This window comes from Olsenella sp. Marseille-QA0557, from assembly GCF_965119725.1.
Taxonomy (GTDB): Bacteria; Actinomycetota; Coriobacteriia; order Coriobacteriales; family Atopobiaceae; genus Coprovicinus; species Coprovicinus avistercoris.
This window is the reverse complement of record NZ_CBCPMI010000001.1, coordinates 1,350,358-1,377,107: the sequence shown is the minus strand read 5'-3', so window position 1 is coordinate 1,377,107 and position 26,750 is coordinate 1,350,358. Positions and strand designations below refer to the sequence as shown.

The following is a 26,750-nucleotide window of genomic DNA, read 5'->3' as shown; positions in this document are numbered from 1 at the left end:
AAAGTTTGGGGAGGGTTTCTGACACAATACGTCGTTAACCTGCGACACTATACCACGTAAAAGGGAGGCGGCGCTAGGCCGCCTCCAAGCAATATTTTTTACATCTTTTCAGGAGCAGAAACTCCGATAAGGCGCAAATTGAGTGCAAGCACCTTACGAACAGCATCACATGCTGCTAAACGTGCACGAGAAAGCTCGGGTACTACAGGCCTTCCCTCACTGGGAAGTACCTGGCAAGCAGAGTAAAAACCATGGAAATCTGCTGCAAGCTCTTCAAGATAATGAGTCAGTCTAAACGGGGCACGATCACGAGCAGCTGAGGCAATTAAATCGCTCATTGAAGAAATCTTTCGAGCCAAAGTAAGCTCGGTGGGATCAACCAAAAGTGAAAGATCGTAATTCTCACCAATTGCCTGTTCTGCAACAGCATCCATACCCATTGCTTCTGCCTGAGCATTATCTACGCCTGCGGCACGACGAAGAATGGAGCAGATGCGAGCATGTGCGTACTGCACGTAATACACAGGATTGGCGTTTGAGCGCTCTTTTACTGCTTCAATATCAAAATCAATTGTTTGATTTGAAGATTTAGACAGCAATGTGTAGCGCGTTGCATCTACACCAACCTCATCGACAAGCTCCTGGAATGCAACCATGGTGCCCTTACGCTTGGACATGCGGACAGGAGCCCCGTTGCGCAAAAGGTTGACAAACTGACCAAGGTCTACCTCAAACTTACCCGGATAACCCAAGGCGTCGCATACGTTTGTAACGCGCGCGATATAGCCGTGGTGATCGGCACCCCATAAATCAATTGCATACTCGCAGCGCTGGAACTTGTTCCAGTGATACGCAACGTCGGAGGCAAAGTAGGTATATTCACCGTTTGACTTGATAAGCACGCGATCCTTATCGTCGCCCAAAGCTGTCGAACGGAACCACAGTGCTCCGTCATCGGTGGTATAGAGATAACCCATCTCATCAAGGCGCTTAAAAGCACGATCGACCTGAGATGTTCCGTCAGCATCCTTCTTGTAGAGAGAGCGCTCGGAGAACCATGTATCAAAATCGCAGCGCACCTCATGGCAAGTTGCCTTAATGCGATCAAGCATTGCTTTATAAGAGCGCTCGCGGAACTCGAGAGCACGCTTTTCTGGATCGGCATCTACCCACACATCACCGTCGGAGCAATACAGGTCACGAGCAATCTCGATAACATAATCGCCGCCGTAGGAATTGCCACCCAACATCTCATTAAAGGCATCCATGTAGGGATGGCTGTCGGGATGTTTGTCTTCCTCATCCTCTACATAGGCCTCTCGATCTGCCAAAAGTACGTCGCAAGCCTCTTGCGGATCGAGCGAGCGCTCGCGAATAAGTTGGGCTATTTGCAGATAGCGTGTTGCTACCGAGCTGCCAAACACATCCATCTGGCTGCCGTGATCGTTGATGTAATACTCACGATCCACCACATACCCAGCGTGCTCAAAAATGTTGCACATCGAATCGCCCAGAGCACACCAACGGCCATGGCCAACATGCAGAGGACCAGTTGGGTTTGCAGAGACAAACTCGTAATTGATATGCAGGCCATGGCCTACATCTACACGCGCAAAGTCGTTGCCCTCTTCACGCACCTTACGGAAAACATCAGTCACTGCTGCAACCGACAAGTAGAAGTTAATAAAACCAGGACCGGCAACCTCTACATGGTCAATTGCTTCATGCGATGGCATATGAGCAACAATGGCGGCAGCTATTTTTGCCGGAGCCATTTTTGCGAGACGTGCGGAGCGCAAAGCCACAGTGGAAGTCCACTCGCCATGATCGGTATCGGCTGGACGCTCAATACCACAATCCTCCACTTCAAACGCAGGCAACTCGCCTACTTCTTGAGCAGCTGCGATAGCTTGCTTTACAAGCTCCTCGATGGTCTCGGGCATCTCTTTTCTTTCTCCTCCCCTCACAGCAACCAAGCAGGAAGCTGAGAGCTTATATCTCTACAAGAGACGGTATTACACGAATATGCAGTGTAGCAGAACGCTTGGCGCTACTTACGCCCTGATGAGTTGCGTTCTGCCGCAGTAAGACGCTCGCGCAGATGCGCCAAACCAGACTCCAATCCCACAGGATATGTCTGTGGGTTTAAGAAGCGCTTAGTCGCAGGATCGAGACGCATCAGTGCATCACGACAACGACGCTTTGCAATCTCGATTGATTCAGGCTCACCCGTACGATTTCCATCTTCTACCAGCTGATACAGAAGCTCACGTGGGGTCCAAGCAGAAAAATCGTAGGTAGTATAAGGATCGAGGACATCGACGGCAGTGCTCATATCTCCTGTTGCATACGAATCGTCAACGATAAGATCTCCCATCGGGCAACCAGTTTCGTCCTGAAAACGTAGAACGTGCTGAATGCCTGGAATAGTTCGCTTGTAAGCCTGTTCAGAAAGCTTGATAACCGGACTCCATGTATTCTCGCCTGGTGCTTTGGTAGCAGAAAGTTTATAAACACCACCGAGCGAAGGCTGAGGGTCGCAGGTGGCAAGCTTCGTTCCCACACCAAATGAATCGATGGGAGCCCCTTGCGCAAGCAATGACTGAATGGTGTATTCGTCTAGGTCATTCGATACAGAAATCTTAACGTACGGCAAGTCGGCATCGTCAAAAGCGCGACGGGCACGCTTGGACAGGCGCGCAAGATCGCCCGAGTCTATACGGATTGCTGACAAACGCTCGCCAACGGCTTCCATCTCTTTTGCGACGGTAATGGCATTGGCAATACCGTGATCTACATCGTAGGTATCCACCAGAAGCGTGCAGTTCTTAGGACTTGATTTCGCAAAAGCACGAAACGCATCGAGCTCTGTGGGGAACGCCATAACCCATGAATGAGCATGGGTTCCAAAGACAGGAATGCCATAGATGCGGCCCGCAAGGCAATTCGAAGTAGAGCCCGCACCGCCAACATAAGAGGCGCGTGCAACCGCAAGCCCACCATCAGGACCCTGTGCACGACGCAAACCGAAGTCAGAGACGGCATGACCTTCTGCCGCCTGAACAACACGAGCTGTTTTTGTAGCTACAAGGGTTTGGAAATTCACAAGATTGAGAAGAGCGGTCTCAATAAGCTGACAATCTATAACAGGACCTTCGACTCTCAAGAGAGGCTCTCGCGGAAATACCACTTCTCCTTCCGGTACACCCCAAACCGAAATGTGCATACGGAACGTGCGCAAATACTCCAAGAAGACTGGTTTGAATAGAGGGCCACCACCAGGAGCTTCGAGAGACGAGAGATACTTGATTGACTCTTCATCGAAACGGAAATTCTCAACAAGCTCTGCAACCTGACCTGTTCCGCAAGCAACCGCATAGCCGCCATCAAAGGGGCATTCCCTAAAGAAAACGTTAAAGCATGCCTTTGTTTCAGTTAATCCCGATTCAAAAAAGCCCTGAGCCATTGTAAGTTCATATAAGTCGGTATTAAGGGCAACATCAGTCGGTTTTGTTCTATCGGTCAGAGACATAACAGGGCTTCCTTTCCATCTCTTTAGGAATCTTACGTCCTAAAGATTTCCTGTTACTAAATACACCACAAAGGCAAGGACGATAAAGGCCAGAACACCGAGCACAACGCGCTGGGCAACGGGCATGGATAAATCCTCGTCATCCGGTTCCATGAGCTTACGGTTACGTTCTCTGAGCTCTTGGATATGCTTGTCCTGCTCCTGTTGGATGCGTACACGTTCACGCTCAGCGCGTAATTTTTTAAGTTCTGCACGTTCTGCTGCTTCGGCGCGAGCGGCGCGCTCTGCTCGCAGTTGCTCCAATTCCGCTCGTTCAGAATCGGTGAGCGGACCGGAGTCGCGAGCGGTATCGTCTTCGGCCATCTAAATCCCCTTTCTATGGGATGAAAAACTAATTATTCTCAGCACGAGGAAGCACCCCTGTGGTATCGAATGCTGGCACAAAACTCTCATCTACCGTGCCACCTTCTTGCCAGTATACCGTGGGAAAACCAAGCTCATCTGCATAGGAAAGCACTTGTTCGTATTCTGTATCATTTATCCCTCGTGCAAGCTGACCACCATGAGCGCGTATCTCAGCATTTGGCGTGTATTGATTCATAATCGAAAGATCGATTTCATCAAGTGCGTCTCCCGCAATATCGTGCACAAGATCCAATACTCGACAGGAATCATCTGCATGGCCTGGAAGTACCAGGTGGCGCACAATAATGCCGCGCGTAAGGATGCCCTCGGAAGACTCCTGTCTTCCACCCGCACGCTGCAAGCACCGAATCATTTCTTGTAATGCAGCACCAGCAACAAGAGGATAGTCATCCACATGGGAAAGCTTTTTTCCAAGCGCGGCATTGCCATATTTAAAATCTGTAAGCCAAATATCTACCGTTGAAGCACCCAGTTCGCGAACTGCCTCTACACGTTCATAGCCGCTCGTGTTGTAAACGATAGGAACTCTAAGCCCTTGTTTGCGCGCCTCAGCAACGGCATTGGGCAACAGATACGCATAGTGTGTTGCGGTTACCAAATTGATATTAAGGGCGCCTTGCTCCTGTAGCTCGAGCATGATTTCAACCAAGCGCTCGGGCGAAACATCTATGCCGAAGTTGCCTGTTGATATTTCATGGTTCTGACAGTAGATACACTTAAGCGAACAACCGCTGAAAAAGATTGTGCCTGAGCCGGCTTCACCAGATATGGGAGGTTCTTCCCACATATGAAGCGCCGCACGGGCAAGACGAAGGGTATCGGTCGCTCCACAAATACCCATCGCACCCGAGCTGCGATTGACACCACATCGACGAGGACAAAGTTCACAAGCACGAGGAAGATTGCCAGTCAGAAGCTGTAAGTCGCTCTTATCGACCGCTGATGCCGTTGTATCCCAGGCGCCAGACATGTCGATCATCCCTTCAAGTAAGGGCCCTCCAAATGGAAGGCCCTATCGCGACAAATGCCGCTCACATCTGGAACACGTCCAGAATCTTTCCGTAGGTGGAGACGAAGGGATTTGAACCCTCGGCCTCTGCCGTGCGAAGGCAGCGCTCTCCCAGCTGAGCTACGTCCCCAGGCAATAAATGCAGTCGACATTATCTCACACTCTTTAGCGCTGTCAAATTACCCTCACAAACCTCGCGAAACTCAAGATAACCTTGTATGATTCCAAACAGAAACGTGCAAGTTCTTTTGATTTTATGCATGCGAAACAAAAGGGCGACTCGTAACCCTTACCGTGTCAGAGTACACACGTGGCAGAGATGTCACCGAATCGAGAGAAAGCGAGCGGGTAATGCCTAAAAGTAAGGTTACGGAGGAGTTTGGCAGCAAGGTGTTTAACGACACCGTCATGCAAGAACGTCTCCCAAAACCAACCTACAAAGAGCTTTCACGCGTCATTCATGAAGGCAAACCACTAGACCTCGACATTGCAAATGAGGTTGCCCATGCCATGAAGGAGTGGGCTCTCGAGCTTGGTGCAACACACTTTACGCACTGGTTCCAGCCGCTCACAGGAATTACTTCAGAGAAGCATGACAGCTTTATTACTCCAAAAAGCGATGGCACCGTATTGATGTCATTCTCTGGTAAGGAGCTCGTACAGGGCGAGCCCGATGCATCCAGCTTCCCTTCTGGCGGCCTGCGTGCCACCTTTGAGGCTCGTGGCTACACTGCCTGGGATCCCACCAGCCCCGCTTTTGTCAAAGATGAAGTCCTCTGCATCCCCACCGCTTTTATCTCCTACACCGGAGAGGCACTGGATAAGAAAACCCCTCTTCTGCGCTCAATGGTTGCCCTGGACACTCAGGCAAAGCGTGTCCTCAACTTATTTGGCAAATCGCCCAAGCATGTGTCGACCACGATTGGCCCGGAGCAAGAATACTTCCTTATTAAGGAAGAGGACTATGCTGCCCGTCCTGACCTCATTCACTGTGGTAGAACCCTGTTTGGCTGCGAACCTGTTAAGGGTCAGGAACTTGAAGAGCACTATTTTGGTGCCATTCGCCCAACAGTAAACGAATACATGAAGGAACTCGACGACGAGCTTTGGAAGCTTGGCGTACCTGCCAAGACCAAGCACAACGAAGTTGCTCCTTGCCAGCACGAGCTTGCACCTATTTTTGAAGAGGGCGCTGTTGCCATTGACAACAACCTCATCACGATGGAAATGATGAAGCTCGTTGCAAGCCGCCATGGTCTGGTCTGCCTGCAGCATGAAAAGCCCTTCGAGTATGTAAATGGTTCTGGCAAGCACAACAACTGGTCAATCGTTGCTGACGGCAAAAACCTGCTCGATCCTTCCGATGCCCCCGAAGAGAACTTGCAGTTCCTCGTATTCCTTACCTGCGTTATTGCAGCCGTAGATACCCACGCCGATCTTCTCCGCGCATCTGTTGCAAGTGCCGGCAACGATCATCGCCTTGGTGCCAACGAGGCACCTCCTGCAATTATCTCTATCTTCCTGGGCGACGATTTGAATCAGGTCGTAGAGTCACTTATTGAGAAGACTGCCTATTCTTCACAAGAGCGTGAAATTATGGACTTGGGCGTGCCGCAGCTCGCAGACATTACGCGCGACACCACCGACCGCAACCGCACAAGCCCCTTCGCTTTTACCGGCAATAAGTTTGAATTCCGTATGTGCGGATCTCAGCAAAATCTTGCCGATCCTAACCTCGTTCTCAATACGGCAGTAGCAGAGCAACTCGAAGAGTTTGCCAACACTATGAGCCCAATTGATGAAAGCGACTTTGTACCCGCTGCTATGCGCTGGGTGCGTCATACTCTCCGCGACCATCAGCGCATTATTTTTAACGGCGATGGATACTCCGATGAATGGCCTCTTGAAGCTGAGCGCCGCGGACTGCCCAATCTGCATGACACGCCAACGGCCATTAAAACCATGCTCGATCCGGCAAACATTGAGTTTTATGCCAAGTATGGTGTCCTGTCTGAGGCAGAGCTGCATGCCCGTTATATTTCCAAGGCGGAGCAGTACGCCAAGCTAATTCATATTGAAGCAAATACAATGAGCTACATGACGCGCCATATGTATATCCCTGCACTGGTGGATTACTCAGGCGAAATTGCAGCCGGTGTTTCTGCAAAGGCAGATCTGGGCTTGACCGCTCGCGCTGAGCGCAATCTTCTCGTCAAGCTGACCGATGGCATTGACGAAATTTCAGATGCCGTAGAGGAGCTCGAGAAGCTCAACACTGAGGCGCATGATCTTGAGGATCCCACCGATCAGGATGATGCCTACGCAACGAAGGTGCTTCCAGCAATGGCACATCTGCGCAGCGCCGTTGACAGGATGGAGCTTATCTGCAGCCATGATTTCTGGCCAGTACCAAGCTACAACAAGATTCTGTTCTACGTCTAAAGAGACGAGCATAGAGCCACTCGCTGCCCTTCTCCATGATTAGGAGATTAGAGCCCCTTCTACATCACGTAGGAGGGGCTCAATCGTTTGGCAATGAAGCTAAAAGAAGAATGCTCGAAGACCAATAAGCACTAAGACAACTCCGCCAACAACTTCAGCACGATCCCCGAGAAGCAGCCCAAAACGACGACCAATCGCCAATGCTATGCACACGCAAACAAAGGTCGTACAAGTAATAAGTAATGCTGTGGGGATAATAGCCACCGCCTGTGCACGCAAGCTCACACCAACAGCAAACGCATCGATAGCTGTTGCAATAGCCTGAATAACAATAATGCCGAGCGTGAGGTGGTTACATACCTCTTCCTCTTCATGGTTATTTGCCCGAAGAGCGCTTATTCCTTCTCGGATCATATTGCCGCCAATAATTCCCAAGATAAGCAAGGTAACCACACCGGCATACGTTTCGATGATCTCCGCAAAGAGACTACCAAGGAAGTAGCCAAGTGTAGGCATGAGCCCTTGGAATAAACCAAACGCAATGGGTAGAAGCATCATGCGGGCGCGCGATTCATCCTTATAAGCGCATGCGTCCGAAATAGTGACCGCAAACGCATCTGCCGACAGCGCTATGCCGATGATAAGAACTTCTAAAACACCCACGCTTCTCCTCTCCTTCCCAGGCTTTTCATGAAGGTTTATTCTACCTGAACACTTATTCGCTCTAAATGGGTAAAAACCTAAGCTGATACCAGCTTTACAGACTATGCCAGCCCTGTGAATACCGCTGTAGTTAGGTGTCACTTGTAACAATTGCTTCTATACTTCAGTGTCTGCGAAAGGAGGAACGCTACATGGCGAAGCCAGATGAAGAAAATTCCTTTTCAACGACTACTCATAATCAATCCGATCAGACTGCCCTCCAGCCACAAACAAGTCAAAAGCATCGTGTCTTTGAAGATTTTTCAATGGTTCAGGTTATTGCATCGGCACTTTCTGCAGTTACGTCAATGCTTCTTTCCTCACAAATTGGCATTATCGGCGGTGTGGTAGGTGTAGCAGCAGGCGCTGCTGTAGCAGCCATTGCAACGCAAATATACAAGGGGCTGCTCAACGTCTCGGCAGATAAAATCAAACACGTAGCGGCTGAAGGTGGCGTTTATAAGCCTTTCACATCAAGCCAAACCACCTTTGTCGGACAGTCTTCTCAAGATCTGTCTAACGACAAAACTGTCATCCGCACCATTCCACAAGAAGCCTCTTCTCAGCAGCAGGATACACGGGTAGCGCCTCAATATCTGCGCGAACGCAATGCACAAGAGCGTCGGGCAAAAAGAAATGCATCGATCGTCATTGTTGTTGGCGCATTAGTGGCAGTGGCAATTGTGGCGGTACTTATCAACTCCTTTACAGCAGGAGAAGGGCTCGGAACGAAAACAAACTTTTTACCTCCAAGCCAACATACATCGGAGTCGACTACCTCCGAAGAGGCCACGCAAGAGTCGTCAACAAACAATACGACTTCCGATAACAAGTCTTCAAAAGAGAGCGAAAAGAATAACGAGGCAGATAAGAATACTCAGAAGGATTCTCAGTCCACTGATAACACCTCAACCGATTCCAACACCTCAACCAACGATCAAAGCTCAAACACCTCTCAAGACACGGATACTTCGTCTGACACTACTTCCTCAAATACCCAGACGCCGGACGATAGTTCATCTGCAGATGAGGATGCTGCAGACAATCCCTCACAAGGGAATTCCAACTCCACAACTGGCACATCAAACAACACGACAACAGGGGCTTAGAGTTCATGAAAAAGGCAGGAGATTTTACCATCTCCTGCCTTTATTTTTTATCCGTCTGGCAGCAATATCTGCAGCTCTGTCTAAAACACGTCACCCGAGAAGATCAAGCGTTTGTCGCTTGCACGTAAGGTATTCAACCGTTAAATCAAATCGCTCACTATTCTGACTTGGACGAGGTACCGCTATTTCTCCTACGAGTTTTGAGGGCTCTCCAGCAGTAGGATTTCCCCTCATCACATAGATACGTTGCGCCATAGAAACTGCTTCATCCACATCATGGGTAACAACCAAAGCAGAAAGGCCAAGGTCCTTAACAATCCCGCAGAACCATCCGCGCATATCGGTACGAGTAAGTGCGTCCAAAGCCGAGAAAGGCTCGTCGAGAAGAATCACGTCGTTGTTCATCAGATACGTTCTGAGAAGGGCCGCACGCTGACGCATACCACCGGACAACTGAGAAGGCCATGCTTGTTCGGTACCGGCTAACCCAAACTGCTCAAACAGCGGTTTCGCACGACGATGGGCTTCACGCTTAGACACCCCTTGCACCAAGAGAGGAAGACACACGTTATCTATGATTGTTCGGCTCGGCAGCAAAAGATCTTTTTGAAGCATGTAGCTCACATGCCCGGCTTGTCCGGTTATATTCTCCCCATGCAGCAATATCTCTCCAGCAGGAGGAACAGTAAGGCCTGCCAAGGCATGGAATAAGGTCGTTTTGCCGCAGCCGGATCGTCCAACTAAACAGACGATTTCACCCTGCTCAACATGAAGCGAAATGTCAGAGGCAATAAGCTCATCACCCCAAGCAAGCTGGACATTTCGTGCTTCAAGGGCAGGAACTTGAGCATCGACTCCGCCAGTATCGCCATTGTTGGTATTCATACAACGATCCTCATCTTGGACACCGGACACCTTTATGCCTCCAGATAGTCCATCGACCATCCCGCATTAACATCAAGCTGGTTCTCAACGAGATTATTATCGTTAAGCCATTGATAGAAACGGCTCCAGCGCTCAGCATCGATAACACCCCACGATGCAGCATCGGCCTGATACTGACCGGTCAGATACTGCTGGCTCTGGCGAACAAGTGCTTCATCAAGTTCGGGCACCGCATCGAGAAGCTGTTGAGCTGCATCATCGGGATTGGAGATTGCAAACTCATAGCCCTTCTTAACAGCGCGCAAAAATGCCTTTACCACCTCGGGGTTCTCAGCACAGAAATCATTATTTGCTGCAATAACGGGCGTGTAATAATCAAAGACATCATCAATAGAGATGAACGAGAAGTAATTGCACGGGTAGTCTTGCACGACCGCGTTCTGAACACCCCATGCTTCATATGCCCATACCGTATCAAACATATCTGCCCGAAGGCCAGAAACCTCATCCTGCGCAGTAGAAGGTACAAGCTGGACGCGAGAATAATCGCCGCCGTCCTTTTCTACAACATATTTGATTGTGGCCTGCTCAACGGGCATATCCCATGTAGCGTAGCGGAAACCCTCCATATCGCGCGGACGGGTAATTCCGTCTTCTGCCCTACTCATAATGCCTGAGGTGTTGTGCTGAATAACAGCAGCAACTGCCTGTATCGGCAAGGGATTATCACTTGCGAGAGAGTTAGCAATGTAGTCCTGATAAGAAACGCCCATCTGCGCCTGACCAGATCCGATCATAGCTTCAGCAGTATCTTCGGCAGGCTGAACTATTTCTACCTCAAGACCCTCGTCAGTAAAATATCCACTCTGTTGTGCAACGTAAATTCCCGTATGGTTGGTGTTAGGAGTGTAGTCCAAACAAAACGTAATATGAGTAGCATCACCTGCAGCGGCGTCTGAGCATCCCGCAAGTGCAGCAGTGCCTGCTAATGCCGCAGCACCTGCAGCACCAGCAACAAATTTCCTACGCGAAAGAGATCTTGAGAGCATTCCTTTATTGCTCATGTTATTTCCTTTCCACCTTTTTCCAAGGCATACATACGCGCTCAAGCAGATCTACACCCTTCATGAGGGCAAGTGAGAGCGCCGAAATGAGAATGATTGACGCAAACATACGGTCGTATGCAAACGACTTTCTAACACGCGTCATATACACACCGAGACCCAAAAAACCACCAAGCCATTCGGCGATAACAGCACCTACGATGGCATAGGTAGCACTGATACGCAGGCCCGAAAAGAACTGCTCTGCCGCAGCAGGCAACTTTGCATAGAAAAAGATTTGCCAACGAGTTGCGGTCATGGTGCGCATTAGGTCTACAACATCTGGATCAACCGAACGAAAGCCTCTCACCAACGCAACAGTTATTGGGAAAAACGTGGTGAGAATAACAAGGACTACTTTCGGAAGAATGCCATAGCCAAACCAAAGTACTAACAAAGGAGCTATCGCAACAGTTGGAATGGTTTGAGAGATGGTAATAAGTGGATCAAACGCTTGGTATATCACCTCAAACCTATCCATCACAACAGCCATAACAAACCCGAGTGCAACACCCGCAAGCAGACCAATTGCCGCCTCGGTGAGTGTTGTTACTGCGTGGGATGCTAAAAGCTGTGAGTCCTCAATAAAGGCAGATACAACATCCATGGGGCTCGGTAGTAGATAAGTTGGTACTAAGCCAAGCGAGCACACCGCTTGCCACAGGGCAATAAAACCTACCACCGCAATGAGGGCTGGAAGCCAGTTGGGATAGCGAAAACTATGTGCACCCTTATGCTGCATCGAAAGCCTCTACAACATCATCGGCATCATGATATTTACCGATCTTATGCTCGGTCGACATTACCTCACCGTTGGGACGATAGTTAATCTTGGCGTAGACCATGCTGTGTTCACAGCCCGAACGAGCTCCAACGAGCTGGCATTCATATAGCACCTTCATGCACGCATCAAAAGAGCCCTCAATGGTTGTTTCGAAAGGACCAACGGAATAAGGCAAACCTGAAGCATCAATACAGGCGATAACTTCATCAACAATGCGGCATGTCTCTTCATCAGAGGCAGCATTCATAGGTAAATATTGAATGGCCACAGAACAATTCATTAAAACCTCGCTCTCTGCGGCGGGAGACGAGAAGGGGTCCCGCACGACAATTCGGGACCCCATTGCGAGCTTCTCTGGTCCCTACGCTGGCATTACCCAGATCAGGTTGCGGGTCAGGATCGCTTTGGATCCAATCTCAGCCGACGTGCGTCAGCCCCCCCGTTGTCATAACACTTTGTGCAGTGTAACACGAAAAAGAGATTTGAGTCTCTACTGCTCTTTAACCTCTCCATGCATGAGACGATCGTACATAATCTGATTTGCAGCAAGCTCAACCGTATCATCAAGCGCTTCAAGTTGTCCTTTGCCGTATTTACGCTCAAGAGCACGAGCTATAGCCCAATCTGCAACACCAGGATTCTTAGGCAAAAGAGGTCCATGTACATACGTTCCTAATACATTTTTGTACAAAACGCCTTCTTCGCCAGACACTCCATCGTTCCCATGTCCATACAAAACTTTGCCAAGAGCAGTGGCACTCGGACCCAAATGAGTTCTGCCTGCATGGTTTTCATATCCCACGATAGGCTGTTCTGAAACCGAACTCTGAACAATAACGTTACCGATGAGACGTGGATCGCCATGATCTGTATAGAGATCTACCAAACTAAGGCCTTGGACTTTCTCGTTGCCCATGAGGTAACTCTCACCTAAAAGCTGATACCCGCCACATACCGCAAGAAGCACGCCATAATCTTCCACAAAAGAGCGAACTTCACTTCCAACCGCAAGCAATTTATCGCATACAATTTTTTGCTCACGATCCGAACCACCACCAATAAAGGCAAGGTCAACACCAGAGAAACTCGGCGTATCGCCCGGATGAACCTCACGGATCTCACAGGTAATACCTCGCCACTCCATGCGTTTTCTTAAGCACAGGATGTTGCCTGAATCTCCATAGAGATTGAGAAGTTCGGGGAAGAGATGCGCTATTACAAGCTTGCGCTCAGTCATGACGCTCCCCCATCCGTTCGAGTTCAGCCTTTGCAGGCCAGAGTGCAGAATAGTTGGTGAGAACATACAGTGGATATTCTTGAGGAAGCGCTGCAATATGCTTGAGTGCCGCTTCAACAGAATCAACAATATCCGCCTGGATATCAGCGTATTTCATACGCACCTGTAAGTCATTAGCGCGCGTTCCACCAACTACAACGCAGACACTGCTATCGGTTGCCAAGCGTTCGAAATCTACGTCCCAAATCCAAGAGATATCTTTACCATCATTAAAATCATCGTTAACCACGAGATACGCCGCCTTGGGACGATCATCCTGGATAAGCAAAGATATATTTTGGTTAAAGCCGGTAGGGTTCTTTGCCAGATTAAGTATCACTTCACGTCCTCCAACATCAAAATGTTGGAGACGACCATTCTCAGGATGATACTCATCAAGGGTATGTTGGAAAGTTTGATTTGATACACCTGCAAGATGCGCAGCAGCATAGGCAGCTAAAAGGTTATACACCATATATACGCCACCAAAACCCGCTGATATTTGACAGGTTTCACCATCGGGAGTGGTAACCTCAAAAGCCACGCCCGAGCGATTAACCCTTACATTCGTAGCAACAAAATCAAGGTCCGGCCGAGAAAAATCACCTTGAGGGCAGCGAAACGCACCTAGTTGTGCATAGGCGCGATAGTCATAAATAAGCTCTGATCCACACACTTGGCAGAAGCGGGCTTCTGGAACCCTATCAGGAGCTAGACCAAGATCCTCACCAATACCGAATGTAATAACGGGCGTTCCTGACTGTGCAGCACATCGTGCAATCCCCATTGACAGAGGATCATCGCCACATACTAGAAGGGTTGTTTCAGGCGATGAAGCTAAGGCTTCAACGATAACTTCCTGCACGTGATCTATCTCACCAGCGCGATCAAGCTGATCTCGAAACAGATTAAGCAGCACGAGATAGCGAGGACGCAGCGCCGGTAAAATAATTCTTGTAGACAGTTCGTCTGCTTCCATGACCGCCCACGTAGCTCTCCGTGTGCTCATCATAGCCGCAGCGACACCGGGAGCCATGTTTGCCCCTGCACGATTGCATGCAACTTTATTGCCCGACGCTTCGATTGCTGAGGCAATAATATTGTTCGTTGTTGTCTTACCGTTGGTACCGCAAACAACTATGGAGCCCTCACCCAGCTGACGAGCGAGCTCAGAAATAATAGTGGGATCGATCGCTAATGCCACACGACCTGGCAGCTGAGATGCATTGCGACGAGCCACATTCTTAAGGCCCCATCTTACGAAGGAGCCTGAAGTTGTTGCGAGAAGAGATCGTAAACCCATAGCTTATTTATCTTGACCGGAAGGTTTAACAGCAGACTCTTTAGACTCACCATTTTCATTGTGAGAAGCATGATGATTTGCTTCGCCATGATGACGTGCATCGTACTCATCCGGCGTAAGAACATCTTCAATGCGCAAATTAACACCAGCCACTTCAAGGCCAGTCATACCAGAGACCTGCTTTACTACGGCCTTTTTCACATCCTCAAATATTTGTGGAGCATATGTACCGTACTCAATAAGCACTGAGACATTAACGCGTACAGCGTTATCAGGGGTTACTTCTACCGTGACTCCCTTAGTTGGGCTGGCAGCTCCAAAAGTCTCCTGTACGCGATTAACCCAGCCACCCTTCATGCCAAGTACACCAGGAACATCTCGCACAGCAAGTGCAACGATCTTCTCAATAACGCCATTTGAAAAAGTAAGTGAGTCCTCGCTATCAAGATCATCGTCATCATCAAAAGCTTCGATGTCAGTTGAGCTGTCATCTACTTCTGCAAGCTCTTTTGAGGGCGTCGGATCCTCAATGGCATCCGGTTCAGCAGAATCAATGGTAGGAGTGATATCTCCTCGCTCATTACTAGCGTTCTTAGCCATGGTGTCTCCTCCCACCTGAACAAGGTAACTTGCTCAGATATTACCTGTCGGCTCTCATGAATGCGAACATGCGATTGAAAAAACTTCCTATCGGTGATTCCTATCCGAAAAGAGTGTTGTAAAGAAACGAACAATCTTGGGATCGCCATCGAGATACTGACCAAAAGCGACACCCAAAACAACTAATACGACAAGAACTAGCGTTCTCCACAGTCCAATCATAAAGAGCAGTAATGCCACTATCAAACCGAGTACTGCAAAGACAACAGCATTGACATTGCCTGGGAATGTATCCTCCAGCCATACCCGCAAATCTCGCACCACCGAAGAAGCGTGCTTCTTGGCAGCCCCATCTGTAGAAGAGGAACCGTCTTTTGAAGCAGTCTGCGTTTTATCCTCTTCGTGCACTTCCTCCTGGCCGGAAGCTGAGTAACCATGCTCTATAGTTGGTTCTGGCGAGGTGGACGGCGCAGCGTCAATACGTGCTTTAGGAGTCTTACTGCCTGAAACATTTTCTTCACGCTCAGCCATAGTTACTCATCTCCCTCTGTATGGTTAGAAACGTCGGTCTCAGATGCAGATTCATTCTCTGAAGAAGATGCATCAGATGATGAAGGACGCGGAATATAGGTAATTTCTGAACCTTTTCGTGGTTCAGAAACAGAAATATCATCCTCAATATCCGCAGCCACTGAAGAAGGCTGTTGTGCTTCTAAAAACTCAATCGATACCGAACCGAGGCTATCTCCACAAAGCGCTTCAAGCTCACGCACAAGCTTGTCATGCATAGAAGGGCCTTTTTTACGGATATCAACACTTGAACGAGGAGATACTTTCACATCGACATCCACCACACCGTGACGACCTACCGTTACAAAAACATCTTCTGCAATACAAATACCGTCATTGGCAACAATGTGAGAAGCCTGAGAAGCAATGGCATCACGGGTGACGCTTACTTTATCTCCATCAATCTCACAGACGACAATAGCGCGGTCACGACGCGAAAAAAGTGCACGAAGCAGTGAAATAAGCAGGCCGAACGCAAGAATACCTGCAAGCACTAACACCGTATAGAAATACCATTCATATGAAAAAAGCTGAGAAGCTCTCTTTGTCCAAGGGCCCACTACGGTAAGTCCCAATGCAGCTAACGCTGCAAATCCAGCTAAGCTGTAAATAGCAAGACACAGCCGCTTGAATCCGCCCATTGCAAACCTCCCGATGCCTCACGGCTTCTCTCATGTCGTCCGACAATGAGAGCATACCCCTTAAATGGCTTGTTATATGACGAGATGTCTATTCAAGTTTATTGAGATAAAAGAACAGCTGCTTTTTGAGCTTATGAAAAAAGGAGCGCGTCAAAAAACGCGCCCCTTCCAAGCGATGATTATCTCTCGACCATTACTCGTCAGCAGCGAGTGCCTCAGCGATCTCATCAGTCATGTTCATTGTGGAGTAGACGTTCTGAACATCCTCTAGCTCATCAAGACGATCGATCAGGCGCTGAACCTTCTTGGCATCTGCCACTGAAACATCAGTTGGCGTGGTAGGAACCATGGTAAGTTCAGAACCCTTTACCTCAATGCCCTGATCCTCGAGAGCCTTCTGAACCTCTTGCATCTTGTCGTAAGCAGTCCAAACAATCCACTGCTCACCAGCGTCCTCATAATCGTCGCCGCCGGCCTCAGCAACAGCCATCATGAATTCATCTTCGTCAACAGCGTTCTCTTTGTCGGCAACCTTTTTATCATCAGACTTGATGATCTTCTCGACTGCGATGGAGCCTTTGCGCTCAAACTGGAAAGCAACTGAACCGGAAGTACCAAGCGAGCCGCCAGAATGAGAGAAGGCAGAGCGAACATCTGCTGCGGTGCGATTCTTGTTATCAGTCAAGCAGTCAACATAGACTGCGATGCCTGCGGGACCATAACCCTCGTAAACAATCTCCTCATAATTGGCAGCATCTGCACCTGAACCAAAAGCCTTGTCAATTGCTGCCTTAATTTTGGCATTCGGCATAGATACCATGCGCGCACGTGCAACAGCAGCCGCAAGAGAAGCGTTGTTGTCCGGGTTGGGATCGCCGCCAAGCTTTGCTGCAACGGTAATGTTGCGCGAAAGCTTAGAGAACAGCGACGAACGCTTAGCATCGATGGCTGCTTTCTTATGCTTGGTGGTTGCCCACTTGGAGTGTCCGGACATGCATGTCTCCTTTACTGCTATATCTGATAGCCCTTGAATCGATCTTGTTGGATCATCTGCATCCTACATACAAGGACCTATGAGCCTTACATATATTACTCTTCAATGTTACCAGGACAAAAGATTTTTGCAGAATCATTGAAGCATCGTCATACCAAATCATAGGTGCGCACAACACGACGGATTCGAATTGTCCACGGTTTCCATATCAATGCAAGAAATACTACGGTTGCTACCGCATGAACTAAATCAAGTGAAAATCCAGCTAATAAAGCCGCCAAAGCACCTGTGAGTGTAAGTGGATATACATATCCTACGATGTACCACCCGTTTAAGATTACGCCATAGAGCAGGCAAGATAAGAATCCAAACACACTGACAGAGCGACCAGAAGAAATTATGCCCTTTTGAGCAAGCACGCCACTTAGATACCCGATGAGACCCCACGCGTACATCTGCCAAGGAGTCCAGGGGCCTTGCCCGAAGAACATGTTGGAAACAAGCGCCGCAAGTGCGCCAACCATAAAACCATTTCTTCTTCCCAGACAAGCTCCAGCAACGATTGTTATAGCTGAAACCGGCTTTATGTCGGGTACCACTGCAAAAAGTACCCTGCCGGCTGCTGCTACTGCTCCCAATACGACAGTAGGCATAAGCTGACGCAGTGCTGGTCGTGAAGCTTCATAATTTGCCATCATCCCCATAACACCAACAACAGCAATAAAAAGTGTCAAACCTGCCGCTGCCTCAATTCGTAGGGCAGCACATACAAAAAGTGCTGTAGGAACGGCGAGAAGCAAAATGATTTCTAGAACCTGTGTCACATGCGTTCTCAAAGGTTGTTGCATTTGATTTATCTGCTGCGCGTTGTTATCCATACCAGCTCGCCTATGTATTATCCGCCTATCTGGTTACACAATGCCATCCGGCCTGGCATAGAGGTATCTTGGCTCAGAATTGGGTACAAGCAGCACACGACTTCCCAGTTGTGACATAAAAATTCATGCCGTCGCGAGAAGGGGTACGTATGCTTTACGTAGGAAATTTTAGCTATAACGACGAAAATGATTCTGTAGATAATTACTGTCTCTTATCCTGTCTCGTTACGGCCGACAATGCTGATGAAGCGCTTGATAAGTTCAGCGATCTTCTCTGGCATTACCATCGCGATACCAGTACCTTAGATGGTGCTCGCGATATTTATCTCGACTCACTTGTCGAACTTGAAAACGTTCCCTCCGAAGCAGTGTGCTGCCAATGGCAAAAAATTCAGCCAACACCTGATGGATTGTTTTCAATAACCAATGCCTTGCCCGATGTAGAACTCCCCAACGCAAACGCCTACACCTTCTATGATGATTCTGAGCAAGACATTGAAATTGATTTTGAGGATCTTGATATAGATTTTGATGACCTGGAAGAGACGGATGAAAGTCCTTTCCTTTCGTTTAAAGACGAATAAGCAACCTTCCTTATTTAAAAAAGATATTTCGTGAAAAAAACATCTCCGGCGGCATCGAACACGCTAAGTTGCCGTCAAACATGAGTGAAATATTGTCGGCAAGTGTTCGAGCAAACATGAGATCATGCGTCGCAATAATGGTGGTACACCCATTGTTGCGACGCTCAGCAATACCTGAAGCAACACGCTTTTTTCCTGCCATATCTAATCCGGATGTTGGTTCGTCAAGAATCAACAAATCCGGATTAGATATGAATGCTTTACCAATGGCCACTAACTGGCGTTGTCCCCGTGACAATTCAAACGGATCTCGAGAAAGCAAGTGCTCAATCCCTAAACGTTCTGACCAAAGCATCACCAGCTGTGACGCATAATCATTGTTCTCACACTTCGGTAGCCAAGCACCAAGCTCTTCAGAAACGAGAGCGCAAGAAAATGTTGCCTCAGGATCTTGTGGGACAAACAAAGCCGACGGCTGCATACGTTTGTTATGTCGCAAAATGTGCTTATCATCCGCTGTATTGAGATGCTTTACACGCCCACGAGAAACCGTACGTATTCCTGCTAAAGCGGCAAGCAACGTCGATTTACCCGAACCATTCCCCCCAACAATCACACCAACTGATCCTGAAGGAACTTCATAGGAAAGATTTCTCAATACCCAAGGAGCTGTTCGTTCATAGCGCAACCAGATCTCAAGGGCACAAATTCCGCCACAGGGGCTCTTTCTTACTGTTTGCGCATCAATCCTGGTAACACCATCCAAAAGCTCATCTACTGAGGGCATAGCAGGTTCAGAAGCCACTTCATCAAGTGTCTTGGAACTAACCCGTGCCTCCTGTACACCAAGACATTCCGTTGCATACGGCGCTAATGTCCAAGGTTCATGCGTAGAAGCCAAAATGGTAATACCCAGCTCTCGATTAAGTCGAAAGAGTGCGTGGGCAAAATCTGTACGTGCCAGTGGGTCAAGTGAAGCTGTCGGCTCATCAAGTACAAGAAGTTTGGGCTCCATCACAAGCACCGATGCAAGTTCAACAAGCTGACGCTCACCACCGGAAAGCTCAGCACAATGCTTATGGAGCAATTTTTCTATCCCGAGAAAATAGCACGTTTCTGCTACGCGCCTATGCATTTCTTCTGATGGAACACCGAGGTTTTCTAAGCCAAAGGCGAGCTCCCGAAGCACTGTATCGCAAACGCAGCGAGCCTCCCCTGCCTGACCAACAAACCCAATCAACGAAGCTGATTGAGCAACAGAAAGCTCTCTTACATCTTTGCCAAAAACATGTATTTGGCCTGTACAAAGACCAGCTGGTGTAAGCTCAGGTTTTATCAAACGAAGCAGTGTTGTTTTGCCTGCACCAGTTGCGCCTGTAAGCAAACAAAACGCACCGGCAGATACAGAAAAAGAAACATCGTTAATTACTGTTTGCGGCGCCACTTCATCTGAAGAAGGATAAGAAAAACTCACCTTTTCAAAAGAAATTGCAGGAAAGGAAGAAGTTATTTCGACCATGTGATCCTCTCCAAGCAGGCAAGAACTGTAGGTATAAACATGTACATGCCATAAGGAAAATAGCCCCACCACACAATAAGGGTAGAAACCCGTGGATAGAACGAGAATTGCGAACAGGCAACCCACGCAAGGAAACTGCAAAGCAAGAGAAATCCAGCAATCACAAAACTTGTCAAACCATCTTTTATGCCAAATGGCTGATCTTTCCAACAGCTTCGAGCGATGCCTGATCCCCATCCACGAGCTCGCATTGAGTCGGCTGTTTCAATTGAGTCTGCAAGAGACCATCCCACAAGTGTTCCAACCTGCTCAGCCGCATACGATATGCGAGCTTTTAATCCTTCGTTCTTATCAATACCAGCGACTTTACGAACATCGGCAACTTCTTTGCCTCGCCTCACCAACATCGGGACAAGCCGAATTGTCATAGAGATAGCCAGGACTACCGTAGGAGCCTTGCCATTAAACAGCGTAAGAATACGATCAGAGCTGATTACCACTGCCACATTTTCAAACCACACAATAGTTGCTGCCAGCGTAAGCCCCGCACAAAAGCCGTAGAGCAGAGCTTCGCTATAAATCATAATTGGCCCAATGTTCATAAGATAGGTAGATCCAGCCGCACTGAGTAATGGGTTTACAAGCGTAAGCAACAATATTGTTGGAACTTGCCAAACAAGCCCACGTAGGGTCTTTTCGGCCCCACGCGCAAGAAAAGAAAATGCAAGTGCACCAAAAAATGAAAGAGCAATAAGCACCGGCTGCATAGCCATCATGGTAAGAGCAATTATGCCGATAAAATACAGCGCTGGTACAAAAGTATGAGACGTATCAAACGCAGTATGTTGCTCGTTGTCAGTGCTCATAATAGCCCTCTTTGCTGCCTAACCTGTATAAGGTCTATGACACATTGACATACGTCCAAACCATCGTATCTCCGTCGGAAAGCACATAGTTTGAACAAGTCGTATTGGGTTCAACACAGTTGATGGCATACACCCAACCAGATCCAGCATTCTCTGCGATGCCATCAATTGCCGCCACATACGTTCCGTAGCCTGTTGGCCGCGCATTAATGCTAACACCTGTCGCAAGAAGAGCATCATAAGCGGTAGTACCCGACTGAAGAGAGAGCATATAAGACTGTACAGAGCCGCCACCAAGCGAGCCATCTATGGTTACTTGTACACTTATTTCATTGCTTTTTGCAGCAGATGTCTCTACTGAGTTTTCTTTAGAAGAAGCAGCAGGGGCATCAGCTGAAGATGCAGCATCACTTTGTGCATCTTCGTTCTGCGCGATTTCGTTGGCTTCAGATTCCTGTTCTTGAGTTTGCTGTTCTTCTGGCACAGTATCTGCTTCAAGGGTGGTTTGTAAAGCGGGTACCTTCAGTACATCTTCTATATGCCCCGGGCTCAAAGTGAACCAACACACCGCAGCAAGACAAACCACAAAAATACAGCTCAGAAGAGCAATTATCACGACGCGCCTTCGCGAGAAATGACTATTGGACACCTTATGCATGGTCCATCTCCTCGTTTTCATGCTCATGCTTACGACGGGGTAAGAGAAGCGCAATGATCAATCCTGTACCAGATCCCACAAGACCAATAAGTGCCCACAAAGGGATAGGAAGCGATGCTTTGTGCACAACATTATGAGTTGACGACGTCAGCCTGACCTGGGGGATAGCCGCCTCAGAAGCCTCCGCTAAACTTGTTTGCTCAGTATCTGCTTGTGCTGTATTGGTTTGCGCCAAAAGTTTATTTGGATTCCGGTTCCGAATGGGCGAAGTGATTATTGGCTGTTCGGCTTTTGTATCGTCTTTCTCATGGGTTTCGATAATCGGTTTTGAACTTGACCCAACCAGCTTGACAAGAACACCTGAGTCATTGAGGTAATAGAGATTACCCTCCTCATCACAAACGATTTGCGAATCGCAGTAATTTGCATTATTCAATCCTGGAGCATACAGCAGCTTTGCTTCGCTATCCCCTATGCGATAGACATAGACGTTGCCACCACGCGCATAATGAGACCAGGTTGCATCGGGCTCCTCTGCCCAATTGACCGTAAAGTAAATATAGGTACCTTGGGGCTGTATGGAGACAAGCGCCGAAGCCGCGCTTCCCCCCTGAGGTAATGCAATGCCATCTGCCTGAGTAATGGTTTGTTCAACCTTAAACGTCTCAAGATTAACAAGTACGAGCGCCGTTGCATTTGAACTGCCAACAGCTGTACCACAGAGAACTGCCGTAGATCCAACAACAGTAGGAGCCGCCATACAGCTTCCTAAAACCTGTTGCTGCGCAACTGAAACAAGTTCACCGTCGGCATCTACGCGTATCTTATGAAGAACTCCGTCACGAGTAACTATAAGAATTGTGTTGTTGTAGACCACCGCATCAGCGCTTATCGAGGATCCCAGCGCAAGGCAGTCTTGCTCCTCACCCGTTGTTATGTCAAAGGCATGCAGTCTTCCAGCAGTATCGCCTACAACCACAAAGCCATTGAGCTGTACTGCTCCTGTCCAGTAATAGCCTGCATCGTCAAGCGAGGCAATCCAGACGCGCTTTCCCGTTTGCGCATCAAGGGCAACGCAGGAGCCAGAAGAATAACCTGCAGACCCAAAAGCAGCTGTGCCATATACCACAATCGACATACCATCTTTTTCCATGATGGTTAACGAACATGAAGATTGATCTGCGCAAGCCGTTGGCTCACTTGTCCAAAGTCGCGTGAGCGTTGGAAGCGAGTAAGCTTCAACTACCCCACTCGAAAGCGGAACGTAGAGTACCCCTTGGGACACGCTGGGTCGACAGGTGTAATCAATCGAGAATGACAAAGACACACTGGCTTCAACTGATCGATCATCTGCAGATAAGCTCATTAAGCGATTGCCTACCGCTATAAATATTTTTCCCCCAGCAACGACTGGTTCACTAACAGGTAAAAAGTTTGAAGGATCCATAAGCTCTATAGACCAAGCTTCCTCAACCTTCCCCGTTGGTGTGGGCGCCTTGGTTACATTTGACGAAGCGGCTGAACCTATCTCCGTCCAGTCTTGCTCATCATCTTCTCCTGGCTGATCTGGACTTTCAGGAAGACCAGACTCGCCATCTGCTGCATAGCGCCATTCAACCCTATCGCCCTCGTTGAGATAGAGCTGCGAGGCTCCTACTTGTGCATAAGAACCGTTAACCCAAAGCTGCCAATAGGCATTTGTTTCTGCATTCCACCCCAAGGCTTCACCGGTATAAGGGGACGTAATCGAAGAGAGATAGCCTGCAGAATAGTCGTATGTGAGCCCCGCGCTCGTAAGTGCTTGTAAGGTTGCATCTGCGGCTGTAGCACCTGCATCGCATGAAACGGGAAGTGCTTGGGCCCAATATGTCTGTGTTCCACTTGCATCAGGCCCAACAATGGAAACAGTAACAAGCAAGGGCTTTTGAGCATTTGGATCATCCAGACCGCTCGATCCACGAACTACTACCGAAGCGGATGCCTCTTGGTTTGCCAAGGCCTGAAAACGCATGTCATCAGGATATTCCTCAGCATACCGTGCATAATTTTTGCTCGATAAACACGAGGTGATGGTAACTTCTGTGTTATACAACGGGCGCTCACCAAGCACCAAGTTTTCATGGGCAATGAGATCGGGCCTACTCGAACGGAACAGTCGATATCCAGAAGTTTCTCCCGCACCTGGCAGATCCACGGCTACAATCCCACCGGGATAGGCATCTGCCTCTGAATAAGCCCAAGCAAGCTTGCCATTCTCATCTCGATATGCCTTTTGGAAGGGATGGAGGCTCGTATCGAGGGCAGAGAGATTCGCCCCATCTGCCAGCGCATCTGCATACTCCTGCTTTGCTTCAGCCATGAGGTCAAGCTCAGCCTGAATTTCGTCATCGTTCAATGGCTCAATGGTTATATCAATAGATTTAGTTGCTGTAATAGCAGGATTATCTTTACTTGTTACGGTAAGGGTAAGAGAAACCTTGCGCGCTGATTCACCAGGTAACGGCCGGTAAATATAGGCCGCATAACCATTAACCCTGAGCGCTTCATCGCTCGTCGTGTAGCTCACGTTATAAGATTTGCCATCAATTCCGAGGGTTCGTGTCGTAGGCAGCTGAAGATCACAATCAAGAGCGTCTGTATTTACTGTCTCTTCAGTGCCAAGCGTGCGTAACGTCTCTTCGGAGAAGCCTTCATCCAGTTTTTCTGCAAGCTCTTGCTGCTCTTCTGCCACTGCCTCAGGATCGGTTTTAATCACAATTTCATATGATTGCGTGTAAGCATCATTTTCTGTACCAGTTAGTGAAATTGTTGCAGTAAGGGTAACGGTCTGATCGGTTGCCTGGCGCGTTGGAGTAGCAGTGAGCTCGTCGTCCCAGGAATACCCTGTTATTTTCAGAGCATCAGAATTTGAGCTCCATGAAACACTCGCCCAGCTTGCACCTGGGACTTTGGTAGGCAGAGAAAAGCTCGACGTAACTGCCTCGGCACTCTCTCCCTCTGAAAAAGTAAGAGTGATCTTTTGCGCTTGCTCTTCCAAAAGAGCAGTCACACGTGACTTATCCCATGGAATAGTAGTAGTGCGTGCTGGAGTCCAGGTACGTGAAGCATCTCCTTTGCTCAGAGTAAAGGTAATTTTTGCTTGTTGTAGCGTTGAGTATGACCATGCATAGGCAAGGTCACTGGGGTTAACAAAGAAATAGGTGATAGCGCCATTATTTGGATCGGAAGTATCTATGCCTACCGTAGCAGCATCATTAGTTGCTGAAAATTCAACCGCATGTGTGCGAACTTCAATACCCGATACATCAACACCAAGTTTTGTAAGTTCTTGTATCACCATCTCGTTAATGTTGCTGTCCACGCCATAGGTTGGATTAGGGCGCCAGTTGGCGTCTTCAAGCGCTTGGATGGCTTCATCCAGCGCCGTTTCATCTGATGTTGTTGTTACAGCTGGTGGCTGGCCTTGATCCTGTATCTCTTGAGCAAATACCTCAGAAGGGACAAGACTCATCAATAAAGAACATGTAAGTATGACGATAAGCACCCGCTGCGCAAATCGACCGACCTGCAGAAGAGATGAATGGTTCTGTGAATGCATGTGTCTCCCCATTACGCTTCCATCGTGCTCAGACGATTTGGATGAAGAAACACGCAAAGAGCAGCAGGCAAATGACCATGCCCGCCGTTTCGTCTCCACTACGTGAGCCCCACCTTACACGCCCAAGGCAAATGCTTTCATGGAGGGCAGGCAGGTCTCCTGACTCATGATTAAGAGACTCGCAGAGACTCACGCGAAAATACCTTCTCAAACGGGTTGAGCTGTGCCTTCCCGTTCAATGGCATCTATTCTCGCTATCCTCAAACACAGTAGTGGCGGCTGTCCCGGATTCAAACCGGGTTCCCTTTTGATCTACTAAGTATGCAACCGTTCGAACCGTGCCCTCGGTAGTGCAATCTATTGTTACGACGAAGTGTACCTATAAAAGGTTTTATCCTGCAAGAGAACTGAAAAAGAGCAATGTTAATTCTCGTATGGTTCGCGGCCAGGTACATATCCTGACTGAGGCCATTGACGCTTGAGCGCCAAAGCAATCTCAATGAGTCCCGCCAGAATAAGTGGAATGCTCAGCAGTTGTCCCATAGTGAGAAACCCCACAAGATATCCAAGCTGAATATCAGGCACTCGGACAAACTCTATCAGGATGCGAAAAACGCCATACAGTACCAAGAATGTGCCTGTTATAAGACCTTGTGGAGGGGCAGGTCGCCTACGAGAAAGAAGCTGTAGGACGATAAAGATTACGACACCCTCTAGAAGAGCTTCATAGAGCTGCGAAGGATGACGCGCAATGCCGCCGCCTGTCTCAAAGGTTACGCCCCAGGGCAAATCTGTGGGCTTACCCCAAAGTTCGCCATTAACGAAGTTAGCGCAGCGGCCAAAAAACAATCCTAAGGGTGCTGCCATAAGGCCGAGATCGAGCATCGTACGAGGGGAAAGGCCAGTTAATTTACACGAGACCCATCCTCCCAGGATGCCTCCAATGAGCCCTCCATGGAAGCTCATGCCACCCTCAAAAGTCATAAAAATGTGGAGCGGGTGCGCAAGATAATAGCCATCCCCATAGAACAGACAATAACCTAAACGTCCACCGATGATGACACCCAGCGCAATACCAATCATGAGGGTAAGCAAATCATCAAGCGTTAGGTTCAAATGCCAACGGCGCTGCGTTCTCCAAACAACAACAGCGCCAAGCACAAATCCCAAAACATAAGCTATGCCATACCATCGCACCGAAAACGGACCGACAGAAAAAGCTATCGGATCAAGTGCGTGATAGATTGCATCGAGCGACACGAGCGATCAGC

24 protein-coding genes, 1 tRNA gene and 1 riboswitch are annotated in these 26,750 nt (G+C 48.6%); of the genes, 3 read left to right on the top strand and 22 right to left on the bottom strand.

The features are described 5' to 3' along the window. Nucleotides 1–98: 98 nt before the first annotated feature. The 5 genes from argS to ACQY6Y_RS06260 all read right to left on the bottom strand — a co-directional run bounded on the left by argS (nt 99) and on the right by ACQY6Y_RS06260 (nt 5,097). Nucleotides 99–1,943 carry an arginine--tRNA ligase gene (gene argS / locus ACQY6Y_RS06280; RefSeq protein ID WP_428379458.1) on the bottom strand — a complete coding sequence of 615 codons (1,845 nt, stop codon included), beginning with the start codon at nt 1,941–1,943 and terminating at the stop codon, nt 99–101. Nucleotides 1,944–2,050: 107 nt separating this feature from the next. Further along, nucleotides 2,051–3,532: a nicotinate phosphoribosyltransferase gene (locus tag ACQY6Y_RS06275; RefSeq protein WP_428379457.1), complete on the bottom strand. Its 1,482-nt coding sequence runs from the start codon at nt 3,530–3,532 to the stop codon at nt 2,051–2,053. A gap of 39 nt (nt 3,533–3,571) precedes the next feature. Beyond that, nucleotides 3,572–3,895: a hypothetical protein gene (locus ACQY6Y_RS06270; RefSeq protein ID WP_428379456.1), complete on the bottom strand. Its 324-nt coding sequence runs from the start codon at nt 3,893–3,895 to the stop codon at nt 3,572–3,574. 28 nt (nt 3,896–3,923) lie between these two features. Then, nucleotides 3,924–4,928: a radical SAM protein gene (locus ACQY6Y_RS06265; protein ID WP_428379455.1), complete on the bottom strand. Its 1,005-nt coding sequence runs from the start codon at nt 4,926–4,928 to the stop codon at nt 3,924–3,926. Between the two features lie 96 nt (nt 4,929–5,024). Continuing rightward, nucleotides 5,025–5,097, bottom strand: a tRNA-Ala gene (locus tag ACQY6Y_RS06260). Nucleotides 5,098–5,318: 221 nt separating this feature from the next. Between ACQY6Y_RS06260 and ACQY6Y_RS06255 the strand changes: the two genes are divergently transcribed. Next, a complete protein-coding gene (locus tag ACQY6Y_RS06255) occupies nt 5,319–7,409 on the top strand; it encodes a glutamine synthetase III (protein ID WP_428379454.1) in 2,091 nt (696 codons plus the stop codon). Between the two features lie 99 nt (nt 7,410–7,508). Here ACQY6Y_RS06255 and ACQY6Y_RS06250 read toward each other — a convergent pair whose 3' ends face one another. Next, nucleotides 7,509–8,072, bottom strand: a complete 564-nt coding sequence (locus ACQY6Y_RS06250) for a manganese efflux pump MntP family protein (RefSeq protein ID WP_428379453.1) — start codon at nt 8,070–8,072, stop codon at nt 7,509–7,511. Between the two features lie 191 nt (nt 8,073–8,263). On the opposite strand from ACQY6Y_RS06250, the gene ACQY6Y_RS06245 reads away from it, so the two are divergent. Beyond that, nucleotides 8,264–9,220 carry a hypothetical protein gene (locus ACQY6Y_RS06245; protein ID WP_428379452.1) on the top strand — a complete coding sequence of 319 codons (957 nt, stop codon included), beginning with the start codon at nt 8,264–8,266 and terminating at the stop codon, nt 9,218–9,220. 90 nt (nt 9,221–9,310) lie between these two features. Here the strand turns inward: ACQY6Y_RS06245 and ACQY6Y_RS06240 are convergent, their stop codons facing one another. From ACQY6Y_RS06240 to ACQY6Y_RS06190, 11 genes are all read right to left on the bottom strand, one after another. Continuing rightward, nucleotides 9,311–10,105 (bottom strand): ABC transporter ATP-binding protein, encoded by a 795-nt coding sequence (locus ACQY6Y_RS06240; RefSeq protein ID WP_428379451.1) that lies wholly within the window; start codon nt 10,103–10,105, stop codon nt 9,311–9,313. 32 nt (nt 10,106–10,137) lie between these two features. Then, complete coding sequence (locus ACQY6Y_RS06235) at nt 10,138–11,169, bottom strand: ABC transporter substrate-binding protein (RefSeq protein WP_428379450.1); 1,032 nt, start codon at nt 11,167–11,169, stop codon at nt 10,138–10,140. Nucleotide 11,170: 1 nt separating this feature from the next. Beyond that, nucleotides 11,171–11,950: an ABC transporter permease gene (locus tag ACQY6Y_RS06230; RefSeq protein WP_428379449.1), complete on the bottom strand. Its 780-nt coding sequence runs from the start codon at nt 11,948–11,950 to the stop codon at nt 11,171–11,173. Next, nucleotides 11,940–12,272, bottom strand: a complete 333-nt coding sequence (locus ACQY6Y_RS06225; RefSeq protein WP_428379448.1) for a thiamine-binding protein — start codon at nt 12,270–12,272, stop codon at nt 11,940–11,942. Before ACQY6Y_RS06225 ends, ACQY6Y_RS06230 begins: the two co-directional genes overlap by 11 nt. 210 nt (nt 12,273–12,482) lie before the next feature. Beyond that, complete coding sequence (locus ACQY6Y_RS06220) at nt 12,483–13,229, bottom strand: type 1 glutamine amidotransferase (protein WP_428379447.1); 747 nt, start codon at nt 13,227–13,229, stop codon at nt 12,483–12,485. Further along, nucleotides 13,222–14,508, bottom strand: a complete 1,287-nt coding sequence (locus tag ACQY6Y_RS06215) for a MurT ligase domain-containing protein (RefSeq protein ID WP_428379446.1) — start codon at nt 14,506–14,508, stop codon at nt 13,222–13,224. Before ACQY6Y_RS06215 ends, ACQY6Y_RS06220 begins: the two co-directional genes overlap by 8 nt. A 66-nt stretch (nt 14,509–14,574) precedes the next feature. Further along, complete coding sequence (locus ACQY6Y_RS06210; RefSeq protein ID WP_428379445.1) at nt 14,575–15,171, bottom strand: Asp23/Gls24 family envelope stress response protein; 597 nt, start codon at nt 15,169–15,171, stop codon at nt 14,575–14,577. A gap of 87 nt (nt 15,172–15,258) precedes the next feature. Continuing rightward, nucleotides 15,259–15,702 (bottom strand): DUF2273 domain-containing protein, encoded by a 444-nt coding sequence (locus tag ACQY6Y_RS06205; protein ID WP_428379444.1) that lies wholly within the window; start codon nt 15,700–15,702, stop codon nt 15,259–15,261. Between the two features lie 2 nt (nt 15,703–15,704). Next, nucleotides 15,705–16,382, bottom strand: coding sequence for an alkaline shock response membrane anchor protein AmaP (amaP, locus tag ACQY6Y_RS06200; RefSeq protein WP_428379443.1), 678 nt, complete (start codon nt 16,380–16,382; stop codon nt 15,705–15,707). Nucleotides 16,383–16,575: 193 nt separating this feature from the next. Continuing rightward, nucleotides 16,576–17,376, bottom strand: coding sequence for a YebC/PmpR family DNA-binding transcriptional regulator (locus tag ACQY6Y_RS06195; protein WP_428379442.1), 801 nt, complete (start codon nt 17,374–17,376; stop codon nt 16,576–16,578). 149 nt (nt 17,377–17,525) lie between these two features. Beyond that, nucleotides 17,526–18,254, bottom strand: coding sequence for an ECF transporter S component (locus ACQY6Y_RS06190; protein WP_428379441.1), 729 nt, complete (start codon nt 18,252–18,254; stop codon nt 17,526–17,528). Nucleotides 18,255–18,403: 149 nt separating this feature from the next. On the opposite strand from ACQY6Y_RS06190, the gene ACQY6Y_RS06185 reads away from it, so the two are divergent. Then, the gene (locus tag ACQY6Y_RS06185; RefSeq protein WP_428379440.1) at nt 18,404–18,838 is read left to right on the top strand and encodes a hypothetical protein; all 435 of its coding nucleotides are present in this window, start codon (nt 18,404–18,406) and stop codon (nt 18,836–18,838) included. A 10-nt stretch (nt 18,839–18,848) separates the two neighbouring features. Here the strand turns inward: ACQY6Y_RS06185 and ACQY6Y_RS06180 are convergent, their stop codons facing one another. The 5 genes from ACQY6Y_RS06180 to lgt all read right to left on the bottom strand — a co-directional run bounded on the left by ACQY6Y_RS06180 (nt 18,849) and on the right by lgt (nt 26,739). Continuing rightward, complete coding sequence (locus tag ACQY6Y_RS06180; RefSeq protein ID WP_428379439.1) at nt 18,849–20,357, bottom strand: ABC transporter ATP-binding protein; 1,509 nt, start codon at nt 20,355–20,357, stop codon at nt 18,849–18,851. After that, entirely contained in the window at nt 20,345–21,223 is an 879-nt protein-coding gene (locus tag ACQY6Y_RS06175; protein WP_428379438.1) for an energy-coupling factor transporter transmembrane component T, read from the bottom strand. The genes ACQY6Y_RS06180 and ACQY6Y_RS06175 overlap by 13 nt, the downstream gene beginning before the upstream one ends. Nucleotides 21,224–21,257: 34 nt before the next feature. Continuing rightward, nucleotides 21,258–21,881, bottom strand: a complete 624-nt coding sequence (locus ACQY6Y_RS06170; protein WP_428379437.1) for a DUF4430 domain-containing protein — start codon at nt 21,879–21,881, stop codon at nt 21,258–21,260. Then, nucleotides 21,874–25,479, bottom strand: a complete 3,606-nt coding sequence (locus ACQY6Y_RS06165; RefSeq protein ID WP_428379436.1) for a PQQ-binding-like beta-propeller repeat protein — start codon at nt 25,477–25,479, stop codon at nt 21,874–21,876. The genes ACQY6Y_RS06170 and ACQY6Y_RS06165 overlap by 8 nt, the downstream gene beginning before the upstream one ends. Before the next feature lie 132 nt (nt 25,480–25,611). Continuing rightward, nucleotides 25,612–25,836, bottom strand: a riboswitch (cobalamin riboswitch). A 66-nt stretch (nt 25,837–25,902) separates the two neighbouring features. Next, entirely contained in the window at nt 25,903–26,739 is an 837-nt protein-coding gene (lgt, locus tag ACQY6Y_RS06160) for a prolipoprotein diacylglyceryl transferase (protein ID WP_428379435.1), read from the bottom strand. Nucleotides 26,740–26,750: the final 11 nt, after the last annotated feature.